Genomic DNA, 21,947 nt, shown 5'->3' on the forward strand with positions numbered 1-21,947 from the left:
TTTCCGGAGCGGGCTTGCGCCGGCCAGGACTCTGCGGCTTGGCAGGCTTGTCAAAGTCAGGCGCGTTTGCGCGTGCGGCTTGCCGTGGTGCGCGTGGCTGGGGCATCGTCAGCCTCCTTGTTCTTGCTCGTCGCTGTCTTTCGGGGGCTGGCACGTCCGGTGCCGCTGGGCATGCCGGCATCGGCGGCATCCTTGCTCTGGCTCGGTGTTTTTTCCTTGCCGCCGCCCTGCAGGCTGCGCTTGAGCAGTTCGGTCAGATCGATGATTTCGGCTCCGCCGCGCGAAGTAGACGCTGGGTCGGATTCCACCTTGTCCACCTGCTCCAGCTCGCCCGCCTTGGCCTTGGCTTGCACCAGCCGCATGATTTCATCACGGAAGGAATCCCGGAAGGCGTCTGCATCCCAGGGCGCCGTCATGTCGTCGATCAGCTGGCGCGCCATCTTGATTTCCGCATCCTTCAGTCCCGCCGCCTTGGCATCGGCGGGCGGCAGTTTGAGTTCCTCCCAGGAACGGATTTCCCCGCCCCAGCGCAACAGATTAAGGATCAGTGCCCGCCCGGTCGGCATCAGCACCGCCAGATGCTGTTTCGCCGAAATCACCACCCGGGCGACGCCCACGCGGCCGCTCTGCTGCAAGGCTTCGCGCAGCAGCGCATAGACCTTCTCCCCCCGATTGATCGGGGCCAGATAGTAGGGACGTTCCAGATAGACCAGCGGGATCTCATCGGCCTTGACAAAGGTCTCGATCTCGATGGTCTGGGTCGATTTTGGGAAAGCCGCCTTGATCTCTTCGGCGCTCAGAACGACGTAGCGGCCATCCTCCACTTCGACTCCCTTGACAATGTCGGAAGCAGCAATTTCCTTGCCGGTTTTCTTGTTGATGCGCTTGTAGCCGACCGGCTCCATGGTGCGGCGGTCCAGCCAGTCGAAGTCCACGCCGGAACTGCTGGTGGCTGCGTAGAGCGCCACCGGAATGTGCACCAGGCCGAAGCTGATCGCGCCCTTCCACACCACCCGTGGCGGAGGCGGGCTGCTGCCCGGAGCAATATCGGGAGCTTCAGAGTCTGCCATGCGGTTCTCCTTGGCAGAGGCATCGTATCGACCCCACTGCGTTCTTCTGCGCCCCCGCTTATGCCAGGGTGCGCACCTTGGGTTCGCGCTCCCACTGGCGCGTCTTCGCAGCGGCGATGAAGCCCTCCACGTCATCGATCTCCACCACGCCCGCATCGTCCTCAACGTTGGCCTTGTGCAGAATCACGCGTGTGCCCTTGCAGGCCGCGATCGCCTTGAGGTGGCCGTAGGCGTTGGCGAACCACTCCACGGCCGCGCCATCCTTCGCCAGACGCTCGCCCTCTTCCGGCTTGAGCACGCTGGCCACGGCATCGAACACCATGGACGGCGTACCGGCCAGCTGGCCATCGGCTACCAGCTGGCTGCCATCCTTGAGCTTGACGGAGAGCTTGGGCGCCACGATTTTGACCATCGCGCCTTCCTTTTCGGCGGCGGCACGCACCTTGGCCACCGTCTCCTGGTTGGAGCCATCGCTGACCAGGATGCCGATGGTGCGGCCCTGCAGCGTGTCCTTCGCCTTGCCGATCAGCTGCAGCGGCGGAGACGGCGGCAGATCCTGCGGCGGCACCTTCGCGGGCGGTGCGGCCGGAAGTTCCGTCATGCCAAGTCCGTCGGCCACGCGCTGCGCCAAGCCTTCATCGATGTGCCGCAGATGGCCCACCATGGCCTCGCGCACATGCGCGGTTTCCACCTTGGACAGCTCGAACACCAGCGCCGACGCAATGTGCGCCTGCTCCACCGGCAGCTGGCTGTTCCAGAACTGGCGCGGCTGCGAATAGTGATCGGCAAAGCTCTCGGCGCGCACGCGGCCCTTTACGCCATCGTCCAACTGGGCATAGCTGCGGAAGCCCTGCTGCAGGCTGGCGCGCGGCGCATCGGCCTGCAAACTGCTCGGTTCGTAGGCCACGCGGCCCTTGTGCACCTGCATCTGCAGATGGCCGTCGCGCTGATTGTTGTGAAACGGGCACTTGGGCGCATTGATCGGAATCTGCGCGAAATTGCTGCCCCCCAGGCGCGACAACTGCGTATCCAGATAGCTGAACAGGCGCCCCTGCAGCAGCGGATCGTTGGAGAAGTCGATGCCCGGCGGCACGTTGGCGGGGCAGAACGCCACCTGCTCGGTTTCGGCAAACAGATTGTCCGGCCAGCGGTCCAGCACCATGCGGCCGACGATGCGCAGCGGCACCAGCTCTTCGGGAATCAGCTTGGTCGGATCCAGGTGATCGAACGGGAAACCAGCCGCATCTTCCTCGGTGAACAGCTGCACGCCAAACTCCCATTCGGGATATTGGCCGGCCTCGATCGCCTCGAACAGGTCACGGCGGTGGAAATCATTGTCGGCGCCCTGCAGTTTGGCGGCTTCGTCCCACACGGTGGATTGCAGGCCCAGCTTGGGGCGCCAATGGAATTTCACGAAGGTCGATTCGCCCTGCGCGTTGATCAGGCGGAAACTGTGGATGCCGAAGCCCTCCATCATGCGCAGACTGCGCGGAATGGCGCGGTCGCTCATGGCCCAGATCATGGTGTGCATGGTTTCGGGCACCAGCGTCACAAAATCCCAGAAGGTGTCGTGCGCGCTGGCCGCCTGCGGAAAGCCGCGGTCCGGCTCCATCTTCACCGCGTGGATGAAATCGGGAAACTTCATCGCATCCTGGATGAAGAACACCGGGATGTTGTTGCCCACGATGTCCCAGTTACCCTCGTCGGTGTACAGCTTGACGGCAAAGCCACGCACGTCGCGCGGCGTGTCGACCGAGCCGGCACCGCCCGCCACGGTCGAGAAGCGCGTGAACACCGGCGTACGCTTGCCGGTTTCCGTCAGCACCCTGGCAGTGGTGTACTGCTCCAGCGATTCGGTCAGCTCGAAAAAGCCGTGCGCCGCGCTGCCGCGCGCATGCACGATGCGCTCGGGAATGCGCTCATGGTCGAAATGCGTGATTTTCTCGCGCAGGATGAAGTCTTCCAGCAGCGTCGGGCCCTTGGGCGTGGCACGCAGTGAATTCTGGTTGTCGGGTACCGGAATGCCCTGCTGCGTGGTCAATACCGGGTGCGTGCCACCGGCCTGCTGCTGCAGCTCGTCGCCCTTGCCGCGCACTTCCGGCGGTGCGCCGTTTGCGTTCGGGGCGGGATGGCCGGGGATGCCGTTCTTGCTGGAAGTGCTCATGAAATGACCTCTTTCACTGGTGCCAATGGAGTAACCCGTGTGCCGCAGTTCCTGCCGGGCAACGGGGCGTCAGGGCAGTCTAGGCAGGAGCACGGGGCCATCCTTGTAAGACTGCGCCGGCAAATCGGGCACCGGCAGCAATAGCCGCTTCCGTCCTACATCCTGCCTATTGAAGGCCCCAGGCACAGCGGAAAACCCGGCCATGCTCGCAAACGCACTCGGCATTTCAGTGCACACCTTCCCCGCAGAGTCAAGCCAGAACCAAGGGTTTTCCCTTATTTCAACTCCCTTGCCGACTCAGGCAAAAATTTCAACGCCAGGCGCCGTGCCAAAAGCGAACCCCCGGACGTAGAGTTTCCGTAGCTGTATGCAGTAACCGGAGAATATTCATGTGGATGCTGGAACTGGCGGTGGTGCTTGCCGCCATCGTGTTGGGAACGCGACTGGGGGGAGTCGCCATCGGCTATACGGGTGGCCTGGGAGTGCTGGTGCTGACGCTGGGCCTGGGCCTGGCCCCGGGCCACATCCCGATGGACGTAATCCTGATCATCATGGCCGTGATCGCCGCCATTGCCGCCATGCAGATGGCCGGCGGGCTGGACTACATGGTGCATATCGCCGAGCGCATCCTGCGCCGCAATCCGCGGCAGGTGGTGTTGCTGGCCCCGGTGGTGACCTACATCATGACTTTTCTGGCCGGCACCGGCCACACCGCGTTCTCCACCCTGCCGGTGATTGCCGAAGTGGCCAAGGAACAGGGCATCCGCCCCTCGCGGCCGCTGAGCATTGCGGTGGTGGCCTCGCAGATCGCCATCACCGCCTCGCCCATTTCGGCCGCCGTGGTGTTCATGAGCGGCGCGCTGGAGCCGCTCGGGGTCGGCTATCTCACGCTGCTGGCCATCTGCATTCCGTCCACCTTCGTGGCCTGCATGCTCACCGCCCTGCTCACCAATTACCTCGGCGCCGAGCTGGCCGATGACCCCATCTACCAGGAGCGCCTGGCCAAGGGCCAGGTCACCGTGCGTGGCGCCGCGCAGCTGCAAATCCTGCCCGGCGCCAAGAAGTCGGTGCTGATCTTCCTGAGCGCGATCGTCGCCGTGGTGCTGTACGCCACGCTGATCAGCGACAAGGTCGGCCTGATCGCCAAACCGGTGCTGCCGCGCAACGAGGCCATCATGGTGTTCATGCTCTCGGCCGCCACCTTCATCTGCCTGCTGTGCCGCATCGACACCAGCCGCATTACCTCCACCGCCACCTTCAAGTCCGGCATGAGCGCCTGCATCTGCATCCTGGGCGTGGCCTGGCTGGGCGACACCTTCATCAGCGCGCATATCGAGGACATCAAGGCCGTTTCCGGCGACATCCTGAAGCAATCGCCCTGGCTGCTGGCGGTGGTATTCTTCTTTGCCAGCATGCTGCTGTACTCGCAGGCCGCCACGGCCAAGGCGCTGGTGCCGTCGGCGCTGCTGCTGGGCGTCTCGCCGCTCACGGCGATTGCCTCCTTCGCCGCCGTCAGCGCCCTGTTCGTGTTGCCCACCTACCCCACGCTGCTGGCTGCCGTGGAAATGGACGACACCGGCTCCACCCGCATCGGGCGCTGGGTGTTCAACCACCCGTTCATGATTCCCGGCGTGGTCGCAATCTCGCTGAGCGTGGGACTGGGATTCCTGATTGGATCGTGGGTGCTGTAAAGCCCAGGATGCAGCGCGACTGGTGCCTGCAGTACGGACCCTCAAGGCCAGCCTGATTGCTGTACGCACCCTGTAGGGACGCTGGCCGCGCCCCACCCGCTCGCCCGACCTCAGCGCAGGAATGGCAGCTGCGTGAACACCTGCAGGATGGCAGCGTTCACCAGATCTACGAAGAAGGCCCCGACCATCGGCACGATCAGGAAGGCCTTGTACGACACCCCGTAGCGGTCGGTAATGGCCTGCATGTTCGCAATGGCGGTGGGCGTGGCCCCCATGCCGAAGCCGCAATGGCCCGCCGCCAGCACGGCGGCATCGTAGTCGCGCCCCATCACCCGGAAGGTGACGAAGCTGGCATAGAGCATCATCACCAGCGTTTGCACCACCAGGATCACCATCACCGGCAGCGCCAGCCCGGTCAGCTCCCACAGGCGCAGCGACAGCAACGCCATGGCCAGGAACAACGACAGCGATGCGTTGCCGAACACGTCGATGGCGCGGTCGAACATGTCGAACTTGAAGAAGTTGGTCAGCACGTTGCGGATGATCACGCCACCGCCCAGCGCCCAGACGAAGGTCGGCAGTTCGAACGCCGTGCCCTTGGCCACCGTGGTCATGACACCGGCAAACGCCATGCAGCCGGCAAACAGGGCCAGCGTCTCGATGGTGGACGAGGCCGTGATCAGGCGGATTTCGTCGGGCTTGTCGAACATGGCCTCATCGGGCTGGTCGCCCCCTTCGGTGTGGCGGGTGCTGTAGAGCGACTGCGACGCGGCCACGGCTTCCACTGCGGTCTGCTGTTCGGGCTTGGGCAGCTTCTGGTGGCCGATCTTGCGGATCAGGTAGCGCGCCACCGGTCCGCCAATCAGGCCGCCGGCCACCAGCCCGAAGGTCGCCGTTGCGATGCCCAACGTGGTGGCTCCGGAGATGCCGTAGCGGCTTTCCAGCACCGGCCCCCAGGCACCGGCCGTGCCATGGCCGCCCGTCAGCGTGATGGAGCCGGTCACCAGGCCGATCAGCGGCTCCAGCCCCAGCGCAGCCGCCATGCTGACGCCCACCACGTTCTGCAACAGGATGAACGCCGCCACCACCATCAGGAAAACGGCCAGCGGCTTGCCGCCCGCCCTGAGCCGGCTGAAATCCGCACTCAGACCGATCGACGAGAAGAACATCAGCATGAAGGCGGTCTGCAGCTGCGTTTCGAACTTGAAGGTCAGGCCGAAAGCCGCATTGAGCAGCACCACGATCAGCCCCGCCACCAGGCCGCCCGCCACCGGCTCGGGAATGTTGAAATCCGACAGGAATTTGATCTTGACGATCAGGAAGCGGCCAAGCAGCAGAACCAGCGTGGCCAGGATCATGGTGTAGTAGCCGTTGAGTGCGATTTCCATGGGTGGGGAGTCCTCTCATCAATGGTGGCGAGCTTGTGGCTCACCTGTACTGATATGCGATTTCGGCCGATTTTGGCACGGGTTGTGCCCGGCACCGCATGCGGCAAACCACAACATGGCCGAGATCAAGAAATCACAGGCCTGACTCTGTGCGCAAAAGAAAAAGCACCCAGACGATGACTCGTCTGGGTGCTTGTATCTGGTGGCGCTTCACGGACTCGAACCGCGGACCTGTGGATTATGATTCCATCGCTCTAACCGACTGAGCTAAAGCGCCGAAGAACGCCATTGTAGCAGCGTTTTTTCATGCCTGCGTCATGTTTGCATGCTGTGTTGCAAAATTTTCGCAGGCAATCACCGCCGATCAGCTGTTGGTGAAGTTGGCCGGGCGCTTCTCGACGAAGGCGGCCATGCCTTCCTTCTGGTCGTTGGTGGCGAACAGGCTGTGGAACAGGCGACGCTCGAACCACACGCCATCGTTCAGCGAGCCTTCGAAGGCGCGGTTCACGGATTCCTTGCAGGCGATGGCCGTCAGGCGCGGCATGCTGGCGATGGTGATGGCGGCAGCCAGGGTCTCTTCCATCAGCTTGTCCAGCGGCACCACGCGGCTCACCAGGCTGGCGCGCTCGGCTTCCTCGGCGTTCATCATGCGGGCGGTCAGGCACATGTCCATGGCCTTGCTCTTGCCCACGGCGCGCGGCAGGCGCTGCGTGCCGCCGGCACCGGGAATCACGCCCAGCTTGATTTCGGGCTGGCCGAACTTGGCGTTGTCGGCAGCGATGATGAAGTCGCACATCATGGCCAGCTCGCAGCCGCCACCCAGGGCAAAGCCGCTCACGGCAGCGATCACCGGCTTGCGGATGGTGCGGATGGTTTCCCAGTTGCGGGTGATGAAGTCACCGCCGTAGGCATCGGCAAAGCCGTACTTGGCCATCAGCGTGATGTCGGCGCCAGCGGCAAAGGCCTTCTCGCTGCCAGTGATGACCATGCAGCCGATGGCGTCGTCCGCATCGAAGGCCTGCAGGGCCTGGCCCAGCTCGTTCATCAGCGTGTCGTTCAGGGCGTTGAGTGCCTTGGGACGGTTCAGCGTGATAACGCCAACCTTCTCGGCTTCGACGCGCGTGGTAATGCATTCATAGGTCATGGTCAGGCTCCTCGCAGGATTCTTGTGAGTGGAAAAATGTACCCCGTCACTATACCCTGTTGCGCCGCCGCTCCGATGCCTGCACCCGACGTGCAACAGTCACCCGCGCACAAAAGGGAACTGGGATAATGCAGCCCCATGTCTGCTGTTCTCGACCGGCCGCCGCTGTGGCGGTCCGCATTAGCGCTGTTCCGGGGTTTCGATCCCCTGCTGACCCTGGCCATCCTGCTGCTGATGGGCATCGGCCTGACGGCCATGTATTCATCCGGCTTCGACCATGGCACGCGCTTTGTCGACCATGGCCGCAACATGCTGCTGGCTTTGGGCATCATCTTCGTCGTGGCACAGATTCCGCTGCAGCGCCTGGCACAGCTGGCGGTGCCGCTCTATACGCTTGGCGTGATCATGCTGGTGGCCGTGCTGCTGTTCGGCATCACCAAGAAGGGCGCCACGCGCTGGATCAACGTGGGCGTGGTGATCCAGCCGAGCGAACTGCTCAAGATCGCCATGCCGCTGATGCTGGCCTGGTGGTTCCAGCGGCGCGAAGGCTCGCTCTACGCCATCGACTTCATCATCGCCGGCCTGCTGCTGATGCTGCCCGTAGGCCTGATCATGAAGCAGCCCGACCTCGGCACCTCGCTGCTGGTGCTTCTTGCCGGCGGCGCCGTCATCTTCTTTGCCGGCCTGAGCTGGAAGCTGGTATTGCCGCCAGTGCTGCTGGGCGCCATCGGCATCGGCCTGCTGATCGCCTTCGAGCCCAGCCTGTGCAAGCCCGGGGTGGACTGGCACGTGCTGCATGAATACCAGCGCCAGCGCGTCTGCACCCTGCTCGATCCCACGCGCGATCCGCTCGGCAAGGGCTTCCACATCCTGCAGGGCATGATTGCCATCGGCTCCGGCGGCGTGTGGGGCAAGGGCTTCATGCAGGGGACGCAGACCCACCTCGAGTTCATTCCCGAGCGCACCACCGATTTCATCTTCGCTGCCTATTCGGAAGAATTCGGCATGGTGGGCAACCTGGCGCTGCTGGCTGCCTATCTGTTCCTGATCTTTCGCATCTTCCATATTGCCGCCAGGGCGCCTACCCAGTTCGGGCGTCTGCTGGCTGGCGCCATCGGCGTCATCTTCTTCTCCTACGCCTTTGTGAATATGGGCATGGTGAGCGGCATTCTGCCGGTGGTGGGCGTACCGCTTCCCTTCATCAGCTACGGCGGCACCGCCATGATCACGCTGGGGCTGGCGCTGGGCATGCTGTTTGCCATTGCGCGCGACAAGCGCAGCTTTCATACCTGAGCGCAGGCACCCAGCGCGGGAAGCGATGCGTGACATATGCCGCGAAATACGGGAGAACCATCATTCCAGCGCTTCTTCCGGGCGCTCCCTACACGCTACCATGGGCGCTGGCAGTCTCCCGCCGGGCCTTCCTCGGCCCGACCCTTCCCTACCCGCACGCAAGGAGTCCCTCCATGGCCGCCCAGTTCGACCTGAAAAAATCCAGCAACGGCAAGTTCTTCTTCTCGCTCAAGGCCGGCAATGGCCAGGTGATCCTGAGCAGCGAAATGTACGAAGCCAAGGCCAGCGCCAGCAACGGCATCGAATCCGTCAAGAAGAATGCTCCGGAAGACGCGCGCTACGACCGCCTGACTGCCAAGGACGGCTCGCCCTACTTCACCCTCAAGGCCACCAACGGCCAGGTGATCGGCCAGAGCCAGATGTACGCCAGCGAAGCCACGCGCGATGCCGGCATCGAGTCGGTCAAGACCAACGCGCCCGGCGCGACGGTGAACGACCTGACCAGCGCCTGATTCCCGCGCTGATCCCGCCGGCAGCCATTGCCCCGCAACGCACGCGGGCAATGGCTGTTTTGCTTCCTGCCCCTACAATCCGTGCATGAACATGAGTGCCCCTTTTGCCGCTCCTGCAGTGGCCTCTCCCTCGGTCAAAGGCACGCGCGAGCGCCTGGCCATTGCCGAATCGCTGCTGCTCGAACCCTTCGGCCTGACGCGCCACCACCTGCACAAGGCGCTGGCCGCCATGCACACGCGCAAGGTCGATGACGCCGACCTGTATTTCCAGACCACCTGCAGCGAAGGCTGGAGCCTGGAGGAAGGCATCGTCAAGACCGGCAGCTTCAGCATCGACCAGGGCGTGGGCGTGCGCGCCGTTTCGGGCGAGAAAACCGCGTTTGCCTACTCGGACGACATCTCGTTCGCCTCGCTGATGGACGCCGTGCGTACCGTGCGCGCCATCGGCGCCACCGGCAAGCAGGGCCGCGTCAAGACCAGCGTCAAGGCCAAGGCTGAAAAAGTGGCGCGCAGCCGCCAGCTGTATGCGGCCTTCAACCCCATTTCCACGCTGGACAGCACCGCCAAGGTGGCCCTGCTCGAGCGCATCGAGAAAATGGCCCGCGCCAGGGATCCGCGCATCAAGCAGGTGATGGCGGGGCTGGCTGCCGAGCACGACGTGGTGCTGGTGGCCCGCGCCGACGGCACGCTGGCGGCCGACGTGCGTCCCTTGGTGCGCATGAGTCTGACGGTGATCGCCGAACAGCAGCAGGACGGACAGACGCGCCGCGAGGTCGGCTCGGCCGGCGGCGGTGGCCGCCTGGGCCTGGACTATTTCGACGATGCCCTGCTCGCCCAGTATGTGGACGAAGCCGTCAGCGCCGCCCTGACCAACCTGGAGGCCCGCCCCGCCCCCGCCGGCGAGATGGACGTGGTGCTGGGCGCCGGCTGGCCCGGCGTGCTGCTGCACGAGGCCATCGGCCACGGCCTGGAAGGCGACTTCAACCGCAAGGGCAGCAGCGCCTTCACCGACCGCATCGGCCAGCGCGTGGCCGCCAAGGGCGTGACCGTGCTCGACGACGGCACCCTGCCCGACCGCCGCGGCAGCCTGAACGTGGACGACGAAGGCAATCCGACGCAGCGCACCGTGCTGATCGAGGACGGCATCCTCACCGGCTACCTGCAGGACCGCATGAACGCGCGCCTGATGCGCGGCAAGACCACCGGCAACGGCCGCCGCGAAAGCTATGCCCACACCCCCATGCCGCGCATGACCAATACCTACATGCTGGGTGGCAGCGAGGATCCGCAGGCCATTATCGGCAGCCTGAAGAAAGGCCTGTACGCCAGCAACTTCGGCGGCGGCCAGGTCGACATCACCAGTGGCAAGTTCGTGTTCTCGGCCAGCCAGGCCTGGTGGGTGGAAGACGGCAAGCTGCAATACCCCGTCAAGGGCGCCACGCTGATCGGCAACGGCCCCGATGCCCTCACCCGCGTGGCCATGATCGGCAATGACATGCGGCTGGACAGCGGCGTCGGCACCTGCGGCAAGGAAGGCCAGAGCGTGCCGGTGGGCGTGGGCCAGCCGACCATGCGCATCAACGGCCTGACGGTGGGTGGAACGGCCTGATTTGTAAAAGTGTAAAAATTCGCTACGGCAGTTTGACAAAAGCGTCAGGCTTCGTGGTATATTAGGTTCCATGCAAGTTTCACGCGCTTTCTATTTTGGCTTTTGGTTCTCAGTCTTTGGCGGACGAGAGGCTTAAGCACAGCTGTTAAGCGCAACCCTCATGAACCGCCTGGGCTCCCCCTGGCGGTTTTTTTTCGCCCGAGTTTCAGCAACGTTTTCCTCGATCAATTTCCTCCAAAGGAGTTTTGCAGATGTCTCCCAAGTCCCAAGACAATGCCTTGTATGCGCAGCCGGCCGACAAGACCAGCCAGACCGACAACGCCCGCATCAAGAATCTCACCATGCTGCCTCCCCCGGAACACCTGATCCGCTTCTTCCCGATCAAGGGATCGCCGGTCGAATCCCTGATCAGTCGTACGCGCAAGACCATCCACGACATCATCCGCGGCAAGGATGACCGCCTGCTGGTCGTGATCGGCCCCTGCTCCATCCACGACCCGGCCGCCGCCATCGACTACGCCAAGCGCCTGGTCAAGCTGCGCGATACCTACAAGGACACGCTGGAAATCGTGATGCGCGTGTACTTCGAGAAGCCGCGCACCACCGTGGGCTGGAAAGGCCTGATCAACGACCCCTACCTGGACGAGAGCTGCCGCATCGACGAAGGCCTGCGCATCGCGCGCCAGCTGCTGATCGACATCAACCGCCTGGGCCTGCCCGCCGGCAGCGAGTTCCTGGACGTGATCTCTCCGCAGTACATCGGTGACCTGATCAGCTGGGGCGCCATCGGTGCGCGCACCACCGAAAGCCAGGTACACCGCGAGCTGGCCAGCGGCCTGTCGGCCCCGATCGGCTTCAAGAACGGCACCGACGGCAACATCAAGATCGCCACCGACGCCATCCAGGCTGCCTCGCGCGGCCACCACTTCCTGTCGGTACACAAGAGCGGCCATGTGGCCATCGTGCAGACCGATGGCAACCCGGACTGCCACGTGATCCTGCGCGGCGGTAGCAAGAACACCAACTACGACACCGACAGCGTCAAGCACGCCTGCAACGAGCTGGAAGGCGCCAAGCTGCACGGCAGCGTGATGGTGGACTGCAGCCATGCCAACAGCAGCAAGAAGCACGAGCGCCAGGTGGAAGTGGCGCGCGATATCGCCGGCCAGATCGCCGGCGGCTCGAATAAGGTGTTCGGCGTGATGATCGAGAGCCACATCCACGGCGGCGCGCAGAAGTTCACGCCCGGCAAGGACCAGGTGAAGGATCTGGAATACGGCAAGAGCATCACCGATGCCTGCCTGGGCTGGGACGATTCCATCCAGGCGCTGCAGCTGCTGTCCGACGGCGTGCTGGCCCGCCGCAAGCACAAGTAAGCCCAAAGACCGCAAAGCGCCAGCCAATTGTCGGGCTGGCGCTTTTTTTCGTCTGCAAAAGCGCTACTTTCAGGGTTTGTCCTATCCTGCAAACCCCCTGCCGACGCTGTGCGAATTGTCGTCAGATGGTATGCTCTTTTACATTGCCGGCCTTGCGGCCATATGGCGCATTACCATTCCAACAATTTCCGGAGACAACCATGCAAAGCGAACTCAAGGTCAAATTCAATGCGCGCGACGAATTCGTGCTGCCGCTGGAACACGTGCCGCAGATGGATTCCCACGCCGCACGCCAGTGGCTGGACGGCGAGTTCACGCGCATGGAGTGCGAACCGATTCGCGGCTCCGGCAAGGTCCTGAACGCCGACAAGGTGGTGCGCGTGGCCCAGGCTGCCGGTGTCAGCGGTTTCGCCGACGCCGAATGGGCCCAGGCCTTCGCCAGCGCCGCGCGTGCCGCCCTGGCCAAGGATGTGATCGTGATCGATACGGAAAACACCGCAATCTCCTTCTGAGACCGCACGCACGCCGGGCTTGAGGAAGCACAAGCGCCGGCTTTTTTCGTCGGTAATTTCCCTGAAACGTGTCGATGCGGCGGACATCCGCCGCTATGCTGGATCCTGACCCTGCACGGGCGTTCTGTTCGCGCAGGGCTTCCTTTCCGCTTCAGACAGGAGACCAGCCATGATCTATCCCGCCCCCGGCCAGGCCGGCGCCCCGGTGCAATTCAAGGCCCGCTACGAGAACTTCATCAACGGGCAGTGGACGCCCCCGGTGAAGGGCAAGTATGCGGACAACGTCACCCCGATTACCGGCAAGCCCTACTGCCAGGTGCCGGACGGCACGGCAGAGGATATCGAGCTGGCGCTGGACGCAGCCCATGCCGCCAAGGACAAGTGGGGCCAGACCTCCACCACCGAGCGCAGCAACATCCTGATCAAAATCGCCGAACGCATCGAGGCCAACCTGGAAAAGCTCGCCTATGCCGAAACCGTGGACAACGGCAAGCCGATCCGCGAGACCATGGCGGCCGACATTCCGCTGTCTGCCGACCATTTCCGCTATTTCGCCGGCTGCATCCGCGCGCAGGAAGGCGGCATCTCCGAGATCGACGCCACCACCATTGCCTACCATTTCCATGAACCGCTCGGCGTGGTCGGCCAGATCATTCCCTGGAACTTCCCGATCCTGATGGCCGCGTGGAAGCTGGCGCCCGCGCTGGCAGCCGGCAACTGCATCGTGCTCAAGCCCGCTTCGGCCACGCCCACCAGCATTCTGGTGCTGATGGAGCTGATCGCCGACCTGCTGCCGCCCGGCGTGCTCAACATCGTCAACGGCTCCGGCCGCGCCGCCGGCATGACGCTGGCCTCCAGCCCGCGCATCGCCAAGATCGCCTTCACCGGCTCCACCTCCACCGGCCGCGTCATCGCCCAGGCCGCCGCCAACAGCCTGATTCCGGCCACGCTGGAGCTGGGCGGCAAGTCGCCCAACATCTTCTTCGAGGATGTGATGGACAAGGATGATGCCTATCTGGACAAGGCGGTGGAAGGCCTGGTGCTGTTTGCCTTCAACAAGGGCGAAGTCTGCACCTGCCCGTCGCGCGCGCTGATCCAGGAATCGATCTACGAGCGCTTCATGGAGCGCTGCCTCAAGCGCATCGCCGCCATCAAGCACGGCAACCCGCTGGATACCGAAACCATGCTGGGCGCACAGGCGTCCGAAGAGCAGGTGACCAAGATCGGCTCCTACCTGGAACTGGGCAAGCAGGAAGGTGCCGAGGTGCTGTGCGGCGGCGAGCGCGCGCAGATGCCGGGCGATCTGGCCGGTGGCTACTACATCCAGCCGACGCTGTTCAAGGGCCACAACAAGATGCGCGTATTCCAGGAGGAGATCTTCGGCCCGGTGCTGGCCGTGACCACCTTCAAGGACGAGGCCGAAGCGCTGGCGATTGCCAACGACACCATCTACGGCCTGGGTGCCGGCGTGTGGAGCCGCAATGGCAACATCGCCTACCGCATGGGCCGCGGCATCAAGGCCGGCCGCGTCTGGACCAACTGCTACCACCACTATCCGGCGCATGCCGCCTTCGGTGGCTACAAGGAATCCGGCATCGGCCGCGAGAACCACAAGATGATGCTGGCGCACTACCAGCAGACCAAGAACCTGCTGGTGAGCTACAGCGAGAACAAGCTGGGCTTTTTCTGAGCAGCCCTGACATAGGCCGGCATGCCTGCATCGTACCCGGCGATGCAGGCTGCCTATTTCTTCAGGAGACAGACATGGTTGATCGTGTCGTGGCCACTCCGGAGGCCTTGGAACTGATCCGGCAACTGCAGCAGGAACACGGCGAGCTGATGTTCCACCAGTCCGGCGGCTGCTGCGACAACAGCGCGGCCAACTGCTACCTGCCCACCGACCTGACCATCGGCATCCGCGATCTGAAGCTGGGTGAAGTGGGCGGCGTGCCGTTCTACATCAGCAAGACCCAGTTCGAAACCTGGAAGCACACCCAGCTGATCCTGGACGTGATCGACGGCCGCGGCGGCACGTTTTCGCTGGAGGAGCCGACCGGCAAGGCCTTCCATACCCGCTCGCGCGTGTTCACGCCCGAGGAGCAGGCCTGGCTGGAACAGCACCCCCCGCAGGACATGGCGCCGGACCTGTCCTGAGGCGTTCGGGCAGCGCTGGCTGGGCCTACAATGCCAGCCATGCATATCCACATTCTCGGCATTTGCGGCACCTTCATGGGTGGTGTCGCGGCGCTGGCCCGCGAGGCGGGCCACAAGGTCACCGGCTGCGACGCCGGCGTCTATCCCCCCATGAGCGACCAGTTGCGCGCGCTCGGCATCGACCTGAGCGAGGGCTTTGGCGCGGAGCAGACGGCGCTGCAGCCGGACATGTACGTGATCGGCAACGTGGTGAGCCGGGCGCGGCTCGATGACGGCACGCCGAAGTTTCCGCTGATGGAAGCCATTCTGGACCAGGGCCTGCCCTATACCAGCGGGCCACAGTGGCTGTCCGAGCATGTGCTGCAGGGCCGCCATGTGCTGGCCGTGGCGGGCACGCACGGCAAGACCACCACCAGCGCCATGCTGGCCTGGATTCTGGAAGCCGCCGGCCTGCAGCCGGGCTTTCTGGTGGGGGGCGTGCCGCTCAACTTCGGCGTCTCGGCCCGCCTGGGCGAAGTGGCGCCCGGCCATGCGCGCAACTATTTCGTGATCGAGGCCGACGAGTACGACACCGCCTTCTTCGACAAGCGCAGCAAGTTCGTGCACTATCGTCCGCGCACGGCGATCCTGAACAACCTCGAATTCGACCACGCCGACATCTTCGACAATCTCGCGGCCATCGAGCGCCAGTTCCACCATCTGGTGCGGACCGTGCCGTCCACCGGCTGCGTGGTGGCCAACGGGCTGGAAGAATCGCTGACGCGCGTGTTGCACCAGGGTTGCTGGAGCCCCGTGCGCACCTTCGGCAGCACCGTGAGCGACTACAGCGCCGAGGGCGAGCCGCATGACTTTGCCGTGCTGTACCAGGGCCGCACGGTGGGCCGCGTGCAGTGGGCCTGGAGCGGCGTGCACAACCAGCTCAACGCGCTGGCAGCGATCGCCGCCGCCGCGCACGTGGGCGTGGACCCGGCCGTGGCGGCCGAGGCACTGGGACGCTTTGCCAATGCGCGCCGCCGCATGGAGGTGCGTGGCACGGTCGAGCGTGAGGGCGGCGTCGTTACCGTGTATGACGATTTTGCGCACCACCCCACGGCGATCCGCACCACGGTGGACGGACTGCGCCGCAAGCTCAATGCCGAGGGCCGCAGCAACGACCGCATTCTGGCCGTGTTCGAGCCGCGCAGCAACACCATGAAGCTGGGCACGATGAAGTCGCAGCTGCCCTGGAGCCTGGAGCAGGCCAATCTCGCAATCTGCCACAGCGGCGGGCTGGACTGGGATGCCGCCGAAGCGCTGGCAGAAATGGGCGCGCGCGCCCAGGTGGCCGCCGATGTACCATCCGCCATCGCCCAGGTGCTGGCGGCCGTGCAGCCCGGCGATCATGTTCTGTGCATGAGCAATGGCGGGTTTGGCGGCATCCACGGCAAGCTGCTGGAGCAACTGGCCGCAAAGGGCTGAGCCATGAACGGCCTGCATGAGACGGAACTGCTGCAGACGGCGGCCCGTCTGGTGGTGGAGGAAGGCATGGACTACGGGCCGGCCAAGCAGCGCGCCGTGAAGCAGCTCAAGCTGCCGGCACGCACCGCCCTGCCCGACAACGAGGCGCTGGAGGCGGCCGTGCGCGAGTACATCGCGCTGTTCTGTGCCGACACCCAGCCCGGCGAACTGGCTGCGCTGCGCGAACTGGCGCTGCTGTGGATGGAGCGTCTGGCGGAATTCCAGCCCCTGATCGGCGGCGCCATCTGGCATGGCACGGCCACGCGCCTGAGCGATATCTACCTGCAGCTGTTCAGCGATGACCCAAAAGCCGTAGAAATCGTATTACTTAATCAAGGTGTAGACTATGAGGCAACCCGTGTAGGCGGGCTGCAAGGTGCGGTGGATGCGCTCAGCATCCACGCCTGGTGCGAAGGGCTGGAGGAGGATGTTGGCGTTCACCTGCTGGTGAACGACACCCTGGCCCAACGCGGTGCCCTGCAACCCGACGGCCAGGGCCGGCGCCCTCGTGGCACCGCTGCCCAGTTGCGGCAGCGCATGCAGCAGGAGCCTGCCGCCTGACCCCTGTTGACCTCCCATCTCCCTGATCTGCCATGACATCACCCAGGAAAAACCCCGCAGCCGCCCCGACCCGTCGTGGCTGGCTGGGATGGGCCGCCGCTGCCGCCGGACTGGGCGCCGCCGGCCTGGCCGCCTGGCGTTTCGGCGCCGGCCCTTCCGTACCGCAACCACCGGCCGACTGGTGGAGCCAGCGCCTGGCGCCGCCGCAGGGCGATGGCACGGTGGCGCTTTCCACCTTCCGCGGCAAGCCGCTGGTACTGAATTTCTGGGCCACCTGGTGCCCGCCCTGCATCCGCGAACTGCCTTTGCTGGACGCCTTCTACCAGCAACATCGCCAGAACGGCCTGCAAATGCTGGGAATTGCCGTGGATCAGCCGGAAGCCGTGACGCGCTTCCTGCGCCAGCGGCCGCTGGATTTTCCGGTGCTGCTGGCCGGCGACGCCGGCATGGGCCTGGCCCTGCCGCTGGGCAACAATCGCAATGCCCTGCCCTTCAGCGTGCTGTTCAATGCCGATGGCGAAGCGCTGGAACACCGGCTGGGTGAGATCGACCAGAACACCCTGGCGCGCTGGGCCGGCATGGTTCAACTCGCAAAATCATGATTACGGAAGCCATCTGCGGGTAAAATAAGTCCCAACCCGGCATGGAACATGCGTTGCTCCAGCCCACCCGAATTTTTCTGCTGCGATGGCATCAGGCACAAGCTGATGCAGGATTGACGAAAAATCACCGAAGATGTGCGGTTTTACGCTACATTTCGACGATATCGCAGCCCAACGTCTGAAAGACCCACATGGACCTACGCAAACTCAAGACCCTGATCGATCTGGTGTCTGAATCGAACGTTTCCGAACTCGAAATCACCGAAGCCGAGGGCAAGGTTCGCATCGTCAAGGGCGGCGGCGCCATGGTGCAGGGCTACGCGCCCATGATGCCCATGCAGCAGGCCATGCCGATGGCCGCTGCTCCGGCACCGGCTGCCGCCCCGGCTGCAGCAGCCGAGCCCGCAGCGGCGGCAGTGCCGGCCGGCCACAGCGTCAAATCGCCCATGGTGGGCACCTTCTACCGTGCCAGCAGCCCCGGCGCCACCCCGTTCGTCGAGGTTGGCAGCACGGTCAAGGAAGGCGACACGCTGTGCATCGTCGAAGCCATGAAGATCCTGAACGAGATCGAGGCCGACAAGGCCGGCACCGTCAAGCAGATCCTGTGCGAAAACGGCGATGCCGTCGAATTCGGCCAGCCGCTGTTCATCATCGAGTAAGTCTTTCCGCTGCCGGCCCCCTCGGGCCCGGCCGGCGGCACTTCCTGCCCTGGATGCGCACGCGGCCCGCCTGAGAGCCCGGCGCTTTGCCGCAGAGACCCCTGAAACTGGCCGGGCAGGCCATCCCCGCGCCGCAGACGCAGCGCCAGGAGGTCGGGAGCGGCAGGAGAAAACACATGTTCAAGAAAATTCTGATCGCCAACCGTGGAGAGATCGCCCTGCGCATCCAGCGCGCCTGCAAGGAAATGGGCATCAAGGCGGTCATGGTGTATTCCGAGGCCGACCGCGAAGCCAAGTACGTGAAGCTGGCCGACGAGGCCATCTGCATCGGTCCGGCGCCCTCCGCGCAGAGCTATCTGCACATGCCGGCCATCATTTCGGCGGCCGAAGTGACCGATGCCGAGGCCATTCACCCCGGCTACGGATTTCTGAGCGAGAACGCTGACTTTGCCGAGCGCGTGGAGAAAAGCGGCTTTGCCTTCATCGGCCCTACCGCCGAGTCGATCCGCATCATGGGTGACAAGGTGTCGGCCAAGCATGCCATGATCAAGGCGGGTGTGCCCTGCGTGCCCGGCTCCGATGGCGAACTGCCGGATGATCCGGCCGAGATCAAGCGCATTGCCAAGCAGATCGGCTATCCGGTGATCATCAAGGCCGCCGGCGGCGGCGGTGGCCGCGGCATGCGCGTGGTACATACCGAGGCCGCGCTGATCAACGCCGTGGCCATGACCAAGGCCGAAGCCGGCACTGCCTTCGGCAACCCCGCGGTCTACATGGAAAAATTCCTGCAGAACCCGCGTCATATCGAGATTCAGGTGCTGGCCGACACGCACCGCAATGCGGTCTATCTGGGCGAGCGCGACTGTTCCATGCAGCGCCGCCACCAGAAGGTGATCGAGGAAGCCCCTGCCCCCGGCATCAACCGCCGCGCGCTGGAGCGCATCGGCGACCGCTGTGCCGCTGCCTGCCGCAAGATCGGCTACCGTGGCGCCGGCACCTTCGAGTTCCTGTACGAGAACGGCGAGTTCTACTTCATCGAGATGAACACACGCGTGCAGGTGGAGCATCCGGTGACCGAGATGGTGACGGGTATTGACATCGTGCGCGCGCAGATCCAGATCGCTGCCGGCGAGAAGCTGCCGTTCACGCAGCGCCAGATCCTGACGCAGTCGCGCGGCCATGCGATCGAGTGCCGCATCAACGCGGAAGACGCCTACAAGTTCATTCCGTCGCCCGGCCGCATCACCGCCTGGCATCCGCCCGGCGGCCCCGGCGTGCGCGTGGACAGCCATGTCTACACCAACTACTTCGTGCCGCCAACCTATGACTCCATGATCGGCAAGCTGATCGTGCATGGCGACACGCGCGAGCAGGCCATGGCGCGCATGCGCACCGCCCTGGGCGAGATCGTGGTGGAAGGCATCAACACCAACATCCCGCTGCACCGCGAGCTGATGGTGGATGCCCGCTTCATCGAAGGCGGCACCAACATCCACTACCTGGAAGAGTGGCTGCACCAGCGCGAGCGCTGATTTTCGGCCCCTTCGACGACCCGCCCCGTGCGGGTCTTTTTCCTGATTGATTGTCCGAGGTTGTCATGTACGAACTGCGCCTGCTCTGTCCCGAAGCCGATGTCGACGTGATCTGCGAAGCGCTGGATGCGCTCGATGCGCTGAGCGTGTCGGTGGAGGACGCCGACGCCCATACCGAAGCCGAGCAGCCGCTGTTCGGCGAGCCGGGCATGCCGGCGCCGCGCGAGGGCTGGCAGCGTTCACTGCTGGTGGCCCTGTTTGCGCAGGAGGAGCCGGCGCGCGAAGCGGCCCGCCTGGTGCAGCTGCAGGATTTCTTTGCCGGCTCCAGCGTCGTGGGCGTGCAGAACGTGCCCGAGCAGGACTGGGTGCGGCTGACGCAGTCGCAGTTTGCGCCGGTGGACATTACGCCTTCTTTCTGGATCGTGCCGAGCTGGCACGAGCCGCCCGCCGAGGCGCAGCAGGTGATCCGGCTCGATCCGGGTCTGGCGTTCGGCACCGGCACGCATCCGACCACGCGCATGTGCCTGCGCTGGATTGCGCGCCACGGCCAGCCGGGTGATGCCGGCAAGCTGGGTACGGTGCTGGACTATGGCTGTGGCTCCGGCATTCTGGCGATCGGCGCTGCCAAATTCGGCGCCACGCAGATCGATGCGGTGGATATCGACCCGGCTGCGGTCGAGTCCACGCGCATCAATGCCGACAGCAACCACGTGACGCTGAACGCCGGCCTGCCGGATCTGGTGGACCCGGCCGAAGGCCGTTACCAGACCGTGCTGGCGAACATCCTGGCCACGCCGCTGAAGGTGCTGGCGCCGCTGCTGGTGGCGCATGTGGCAGCTGGCGGCCATCTGGTGCTGGCCGGCATTCTGGAGCGGCAGGCCGATGAGCTGAAGGAAGCTTACGCACCTTACATCGCGCTGGAAGTCTCCGACAGCGAGGATGGCTGGATCCTGATGACCGGGCGCAAGCCGGCCTGAATCTCAATTTGGCGGCGGAGGCTGGCGGCGCGCCGAACCTGGCCCACTATGCGGGCGTCCTGATGGTTCCTGTTGCAGGCCCCGCCAGATGGGTGTCGCTCGCCTCCCTTGCTCACCCTCGCTTCCTGTTCCTTGTATGACCCGGCACCGTCCGGCTTTTTCCGTTCTGACCCATGTCCATCCTGATTTCCGGTTCCGTCGCCTTTGACCACATCCTCGAGTTCGGCGGCCATTTTGCCGAGCACATCCTGCCCGGCCAGCTCGACAAGCTGAGCGTTTCCTTCCTGACGCCGCAGATGCGCAGCGACTACGGCGGCTGCGCCGGCAATATCGCCTATGCCGTGCGCCAGCTGGGCGGCACCGCGCTGCCGCTGGCCACCGTGGGGCAGGACGGCGGGCACTATCTGGAGCGCCTGCGCCAGCTGGGCATTTCGACCGAGCATATCGCGGTGGCGAATGACTGCTACACGGCCCAGTGCACCATCGTGACGGACAACCGGCAGAACCAGATCACCGCCTTCCACCCGGGCGCCATGGCGCAGGCGCACCTCAATCCGGTGCCGCAGGACAAGCCGATCGGCGTCGCCATCGTCTCGCCCAACGGCAAGGAGGCCATGCAGCAGCATGCCGAGCAGCTGCATGCGGCGGGCATTCCCTTCGTGTTCGATCCGGGTCAGGGCATGCCGATGTTCAATGCCGAGGAACTGCAGCGCCTGATCGATCTGGCGACCTGGACCACGCTGAACGAATATGAAGCCCTGCTGCTGTGCGAGAAGCTGGGCTATGACCGCGCGGCGCTGTCGCGCCAGTTGCGTGGCCTGGTGGTGACGCTAGCCGAATCCGGCTGCGAGGTCTGGCGCGAGGGCAGCTGCGAACTGGTGCCGGCAGTGGCGCCGGCCGCCGTGGTCGATCCCACCGGCTGTGGCGATGCCTGGCGCGGCGCGCTGCTGCACGGGCTGGAGCAGGGCTGGGATCTGGCGCGCTGCGCACGCCTGGGCAACTACATGGGCGCGCTCAAGGTAGCCCATCGCGGACCGCAGAACTACCAGGTGGATCCGGCGGTGGTGGCCGGCTACTGAGCGTCGCGCGTAAGCACGGGCACGGGCACGGGCACGGGCACGGGCACGGGCACGGGCACGGGCACGGAGCCATTGTGGCCCTGCCATGAAGAGCACATTCGCCTGACCTAGCTTCGGGCGCAACAAG

Annotated in this window: 19 protein-coding genes and 1 tRNA gene; 15 read left to right on the forward strand and 5 right to left on the reverse strand. The window is 64.6% G+C overall.

Translation table 11 applies throughout. The features are described from left to right. Positions 1-56: 56 nt before the first annotated feature. Together ku and ACX36O_RS11240 are read right to left on the reverse strand one after the other, a co-directional pair. On the reverse strand, positions 57-1,070 hold the full coding sequence (ku, locus tag ACX36O_RS11235; RefSeq protein ID WP_488359800.1) for a non-homologous end joining protein Ku: 1,014 nt from the start codon (positions 1,068-1,070) through the stop codon (positions 57-59). A gap of 58 nt (positions 1,071-1,128) precedes the next feature. Beyond that, a complete protein-coding gene (locus tag ACX36O_RS11240; protein WP_488359801.1) occupies positions 1,129-3,234 on the reverse strand; it encodes a catalase in 2,106 nt (701 codons plus the stop codon). A 389-nt stretch (positions 3,235-3,623) separates the two neighbouring features. Between ACX36O_RS11240 and ACX36O_RS11245 the strand changes: the two genes are divergently transcribed. Further along, a complete protein-coding gene (locus ACX36O_RS11245; protein WP_488359802.1) occupies positions 3,624-4,925 on the forward strand; it encodes an anaerobic C4-dicarboxylate transporter in 1,302 nt (433 codons plus the stop codon). Positions 4,926-5,035: 110 nt separating this feature from the next. Here ACX36O_RS11245 and gltS read toward each other — a convergent pair whose 3' ends face one another. From gltS to ACX36O_RS11260, 3 genes are all read right to left on the reverse strand, one after another. Beyond that, positions 5,036-6,313, reverse strand: a complete 1,278-nt coding sequence (gene gltS / locus ACX36O_RS11250) for a sodium/glutamate symporter (protein ID WP_213361630.1) — start codon at positions 6,311-6,313, stop codon at positions 5,036-5,038. A 200-nt stretch (positions 6,314-6,513) separates the two neighbouring features. Next, a tRNA-Met gene (locus tag ACX36O_RS11255) sits at positions 6,514-6,590 on the reverse strand. Positions 6,591-6,677: 87 nt separating this feature from the next. Next, positions 6,678-7,457, reverse strand: coding sequence for an enoyl-CoA hydratase (locus ACX36O_RS11260; protein ID WP_213361632.1), 780 nt, complete (start codon positions 7,455-7,457; stop codon positions 6,678-6,680). 138 nt (positions 7,458-7,595) lie between these two features. On the opposite strand from ACX36O_RS11260, the gene rodA reads away from it, so the two are divergent. The 14 genes from rodA to ACX36O_RS11330 all read left to right on the forward strand — a co-directional run bounded on the left by rodA (position 7,596) and on the right by ACX36O_RS11330 (position 21,820). After that, entirely contained in the window at positions 7,596-8,750 is a 1,155-nt protein-coding gene (rodA, locus tag ACX36O_RS11265) for a rod shape-determining protein RodA (RefSeq protein ID WP_213361634.1), read from the forward strand. Positions 8,751-8,923: 173 nt separating this feature from the next. Next, positions 8,924-9,262 carry a YegP family protein gene (locus tag ACX36O_RS11270; protein ID WP_371698590.1) on the forward strand — a complete coding sequence of 113 codons (339 nt, stop codon included), beginning with the start codon at positions 8,924-8,926 and terminating at the stop codon, positions 9,260-9,262. A 91-nt stretch (positions 9,263-9,353) separates the two neighbouring features. Further along, positions 9,354-10,871: a metalloprotease TldD gene (tldD, locus tag ACX36O_RS11275; protein ID WP_371698592.1), complete on the forward strand. Its 1,518-nt coding sequence runs from the start codon at positions 9,354-9,356 to the stop codon at positions 10,869-10,871. Positions 10,872-11,122: 251 nt separating this feature from the next. Further along, positions 11,123-12,247: a 3-deoxy-7-phosphoheptulonate synthase gene (locus tag ACX36O_RS11280; RefSeq protein WP_488359803.1), complete on the forward strand. Its 1,125-nt coding sequence runs from the start codon at positions 11,123-11,125 to the stop codon at positions 12,245-12,247. Positions 12,248-12,447: 200 nt separating this feature from the next. Continuing rightward, positions 12,448-12,759, forward strand: a complete 312-nt coding sequence (locus tag ACX36O_RS11285; protein WP_488359804.1) for a hypothetical protein — start codon at positions 12,448-12,450, stop codon at positions 12,757-12,759. Between the two features lie 169 nt (positions 12,760-12,928). Beyond that, a complete protein-coding gene (gene exaC, locus ACX36O_RS11290; protein ID WP_213361642.1) occupies positions 12,929-14,449 on the forward strand; it encodes an acetaldehyde dehydrogenase ExaC in 1,521 nt (506 codons plus the stop codon). A 74-nt stretch (positions 14,450-14,523) separates the two neighbouring features. Continuing rightward, entirely contained in the window at positions 14,524-14,913 is a 390-nt protein-coding gene (locus ACX36O_RS11295) for a DUF779 domain-containing protein (protein WP_213361643.1), read from the forward strand. 39 nt (positions 14,914-14,952) lie between these two features. Beyond that, on the forward strand, positions 14,953-16,371 hold the full coding sequence (mpl, locus tag ACX36O_RS11300) for a UDP-N-acetylmuramate:L-alanyl-gamma-D-glutamyl-meso-diaminopimelate ligase (protein WP_488359805.1): 1,419 nt from the start codon (positions 14,953-14,955) through the stop codon (positions 16,369-16,371). Positions 16,372-16,374: 3 nt separating this feature from the next. After that, positions 16,375-16,971: a hypothetical protein gene (locus ACX36O_RS11305; protein WP_213361647.1), complete on the forward strand. Its 597-nt coding sequence runs from the start codon at positions 16,375-16,377 to the stop codon at positions 16,969-16,971. Between the two features lie 32 nt (positions 16,972-17,003). After that, positions 17,004-17,573 carry a TlpA disulfide reductase family protein gene (locus ACX36O_RS11310; RefSeq protein ID WP_371687004.1) on the forward strand — a complete coding sequence of 190 codons (570 nt, stop codon included), beginning with the start codon at positions 17,004-17,006 and terminating at the stop codon, positions 17,571-17,573. 191 nt (positions 17,574-17,764) lie between these two features. Next, positions 17,765-18,232: an acetyl-CoA carboxylase biotin carboxyl carrier protein gene (accB, locus tag ACX36O_RS11315; RefSeq protein ID WP_213361648.1), complete on the forward strand. Its 468-nt coding sequence runs from the start codon at positions 17,765-17,767 to the stop codon at positions 18,230-18,232. A 176-nt stretch (positions 18,233-18,408) separates the two neighbouring features. Continuing rightward, positions 18,409-19,764 (forward strand): acetyl-CoA carboxylase biotin carboxylase subunit, encoded by a 1,356-nt coding sequence (accC, locus tag ACX36O_RS11320; protein ID WP_213361649.1) that lies wholly within the window; start codon positions 18,409-18,411, stop codon positions 19,762-19,764. Positions 19,765-19,829: 65 nt separating this feature from the next. Continuing rightward, a complete protein-coding gene (prmA, locus tag ACX36O_RS11325; RefSeq protein WP_213361651.1) occupies positions 19,830-20,741 on the forward strand; it encodes a 50S ribosomal protein L11 methyltransferase in 912 nt (303 codons plus the stop codon). 173 nt (positions 20,742-20,914) lie between these two features. Further along, on the forward strand, positions 20,915-21,820 hold the full coding sequence (locus tag ACX36O_RS11330) for a carbohydrate kinase family protein (protein ID WP_213361653.1): 906 nt from the start codon (positions 20,915-20,917) through the stop codon (positions 21,818-21,820). Positions 21,821-21,947 lie beyond the last annotated feature (127 nt).

Source organism: Brachymonas sp. KE5 (assembly GCF_057773645.1).

Excerpts from the sequence above, each read along its gene's own strand:
- ACX36O_RS11310 (WP_371687004.1), top strand. The coding sequence starts at position 17,004 with ATGACATCACCCAGGAAAAACCCCGCAGCCGCCCCGACCCGTCGTGGC.
- ACX36O_RS11285 (WP_488359804.1), top strand. The coding sequence starts at position 12,448 with ATGCAAAGCGAACTCAAGGTCAAATTCAATGCGCGCGACGAATTCGTG.
- ACX36O_RS11270 (WP_371698590.1), top strand. The coding sequence starts at position 8,924 with ATGGCCGCCCAGTTCGACCTGAAAAAATCCAGCAACGGCAAGTTCTTC.
- mpl (WP_488359805.1), top strand. The coding sequence starts at position 14,953 with ATGCATATCCACATTCTCGGCATTTGCGGCACCTTCATGGGTGGTGTC.
- ACX36O_RS11240 (WP_488359801.1), bottom strand. The coding sequence starts at position 3,234 with ATGAGCACTTCCAGCAAGAACGGCATCCCCGGCCATCCCGCCCCGAAC.
- accB (WP_213361648.1), top strand. The coding sequence starts at position 17,765 with ATGGACCTACGCAAACTCAAGACCCTGATCGATCTGGTGTCTGAATCG.
- gltS (WP_213361630.1), bottom strand. The coding sequence starts at position 6,313 with ATGGAAATCGCACTCAACGGCTACTACACCATGATCCTGGCCACGCTG.
- accC (WP_213361649.1), top strand. The coding sequence starts at position 18,409 with ATGTTCAAGAAAATTCTGATCGCCAACCGTGGAGAGATCGCCCTGCGC.
- rodA (WP_213361634.1), top strand. The coding sequence starts at position 7,596 with ATGTCTGCTGTTCTCGACCGGCCGCCGCTGTGGCGGTCCGCATTAGCG.
- ACX36O_RS11295 (WP_213361643.1), top strand. The coding sequence starts at position 14,524 with ATGGTTGATCGTGTCGTGGCCACTCCGGAGGCCTTGGAACTGATCCGG.
- ACX36O_RS11305 (WP_213361647.1), top strand. The coding sequence starts at position 16,375 with ATGAACGGCCTGCATGAGACGGAACTGCTGCAGACGGCGGCCCGTCTG.
- ACX36O_RS11245 (WP_488359802.1), top strand. The coding sequence starts at position 3,624 with ATGTGGATGCTGGAACTGGCGGTGGTGCTTGCCGCCATCGTGTTGGGA.
- exaC (WP_213361642.1), top strand. The coding sequence starts at position 12,929 with ATGATCTATCCCGCCCCCGGCCAGGCCGGCGCCCCGGTGCAATTCAAG.
- ACX36O_RS11260 (WP_213361632.1), bottom strand. The coding sequence starts at position 7,457 with ATGACCTATGAATGCATTACCACGCGCGTCGAAGCCGAGAAGGTTGGC.
- ACX36O_RS11330 (WP_213361653.1), top strand. The coding sequence starts at position 20,915 with ATGTCCATCCTGATTTCCGGTTCCGTCGCCTTTGACCACATCCTCGAG.
- ku (WP_488359800.1), bottom strand. The coding sequence starts at position 1,070 with ATGGCAGACTCTGAAGCTCCCGATATTGCTCCGGGCAGCAGCCCGCCT.
- ACX36O_RS11280 (WP_488359803.1), top strand. The coding sequence starts at position 11,123 with ATGTCTCCCAAGTCCCAAGACAATGCCTTGTATGCGCAGCCGGCCGAC.
- tldD (WP_371698592.1), top strand. The coding sequence starts at position 9,354 with ATGAGTGCCCCTTTTGCCGCTCCTGCAGTGGCCTCTCCCTCGGTCAAA.
- prmA (WP_213361651.1), top strand. The coding sequence starts at position 19,830 with ATGTACGAACTGCGCCTGCTCTGTCCCGAAGCCGATGTCGACGTGATC.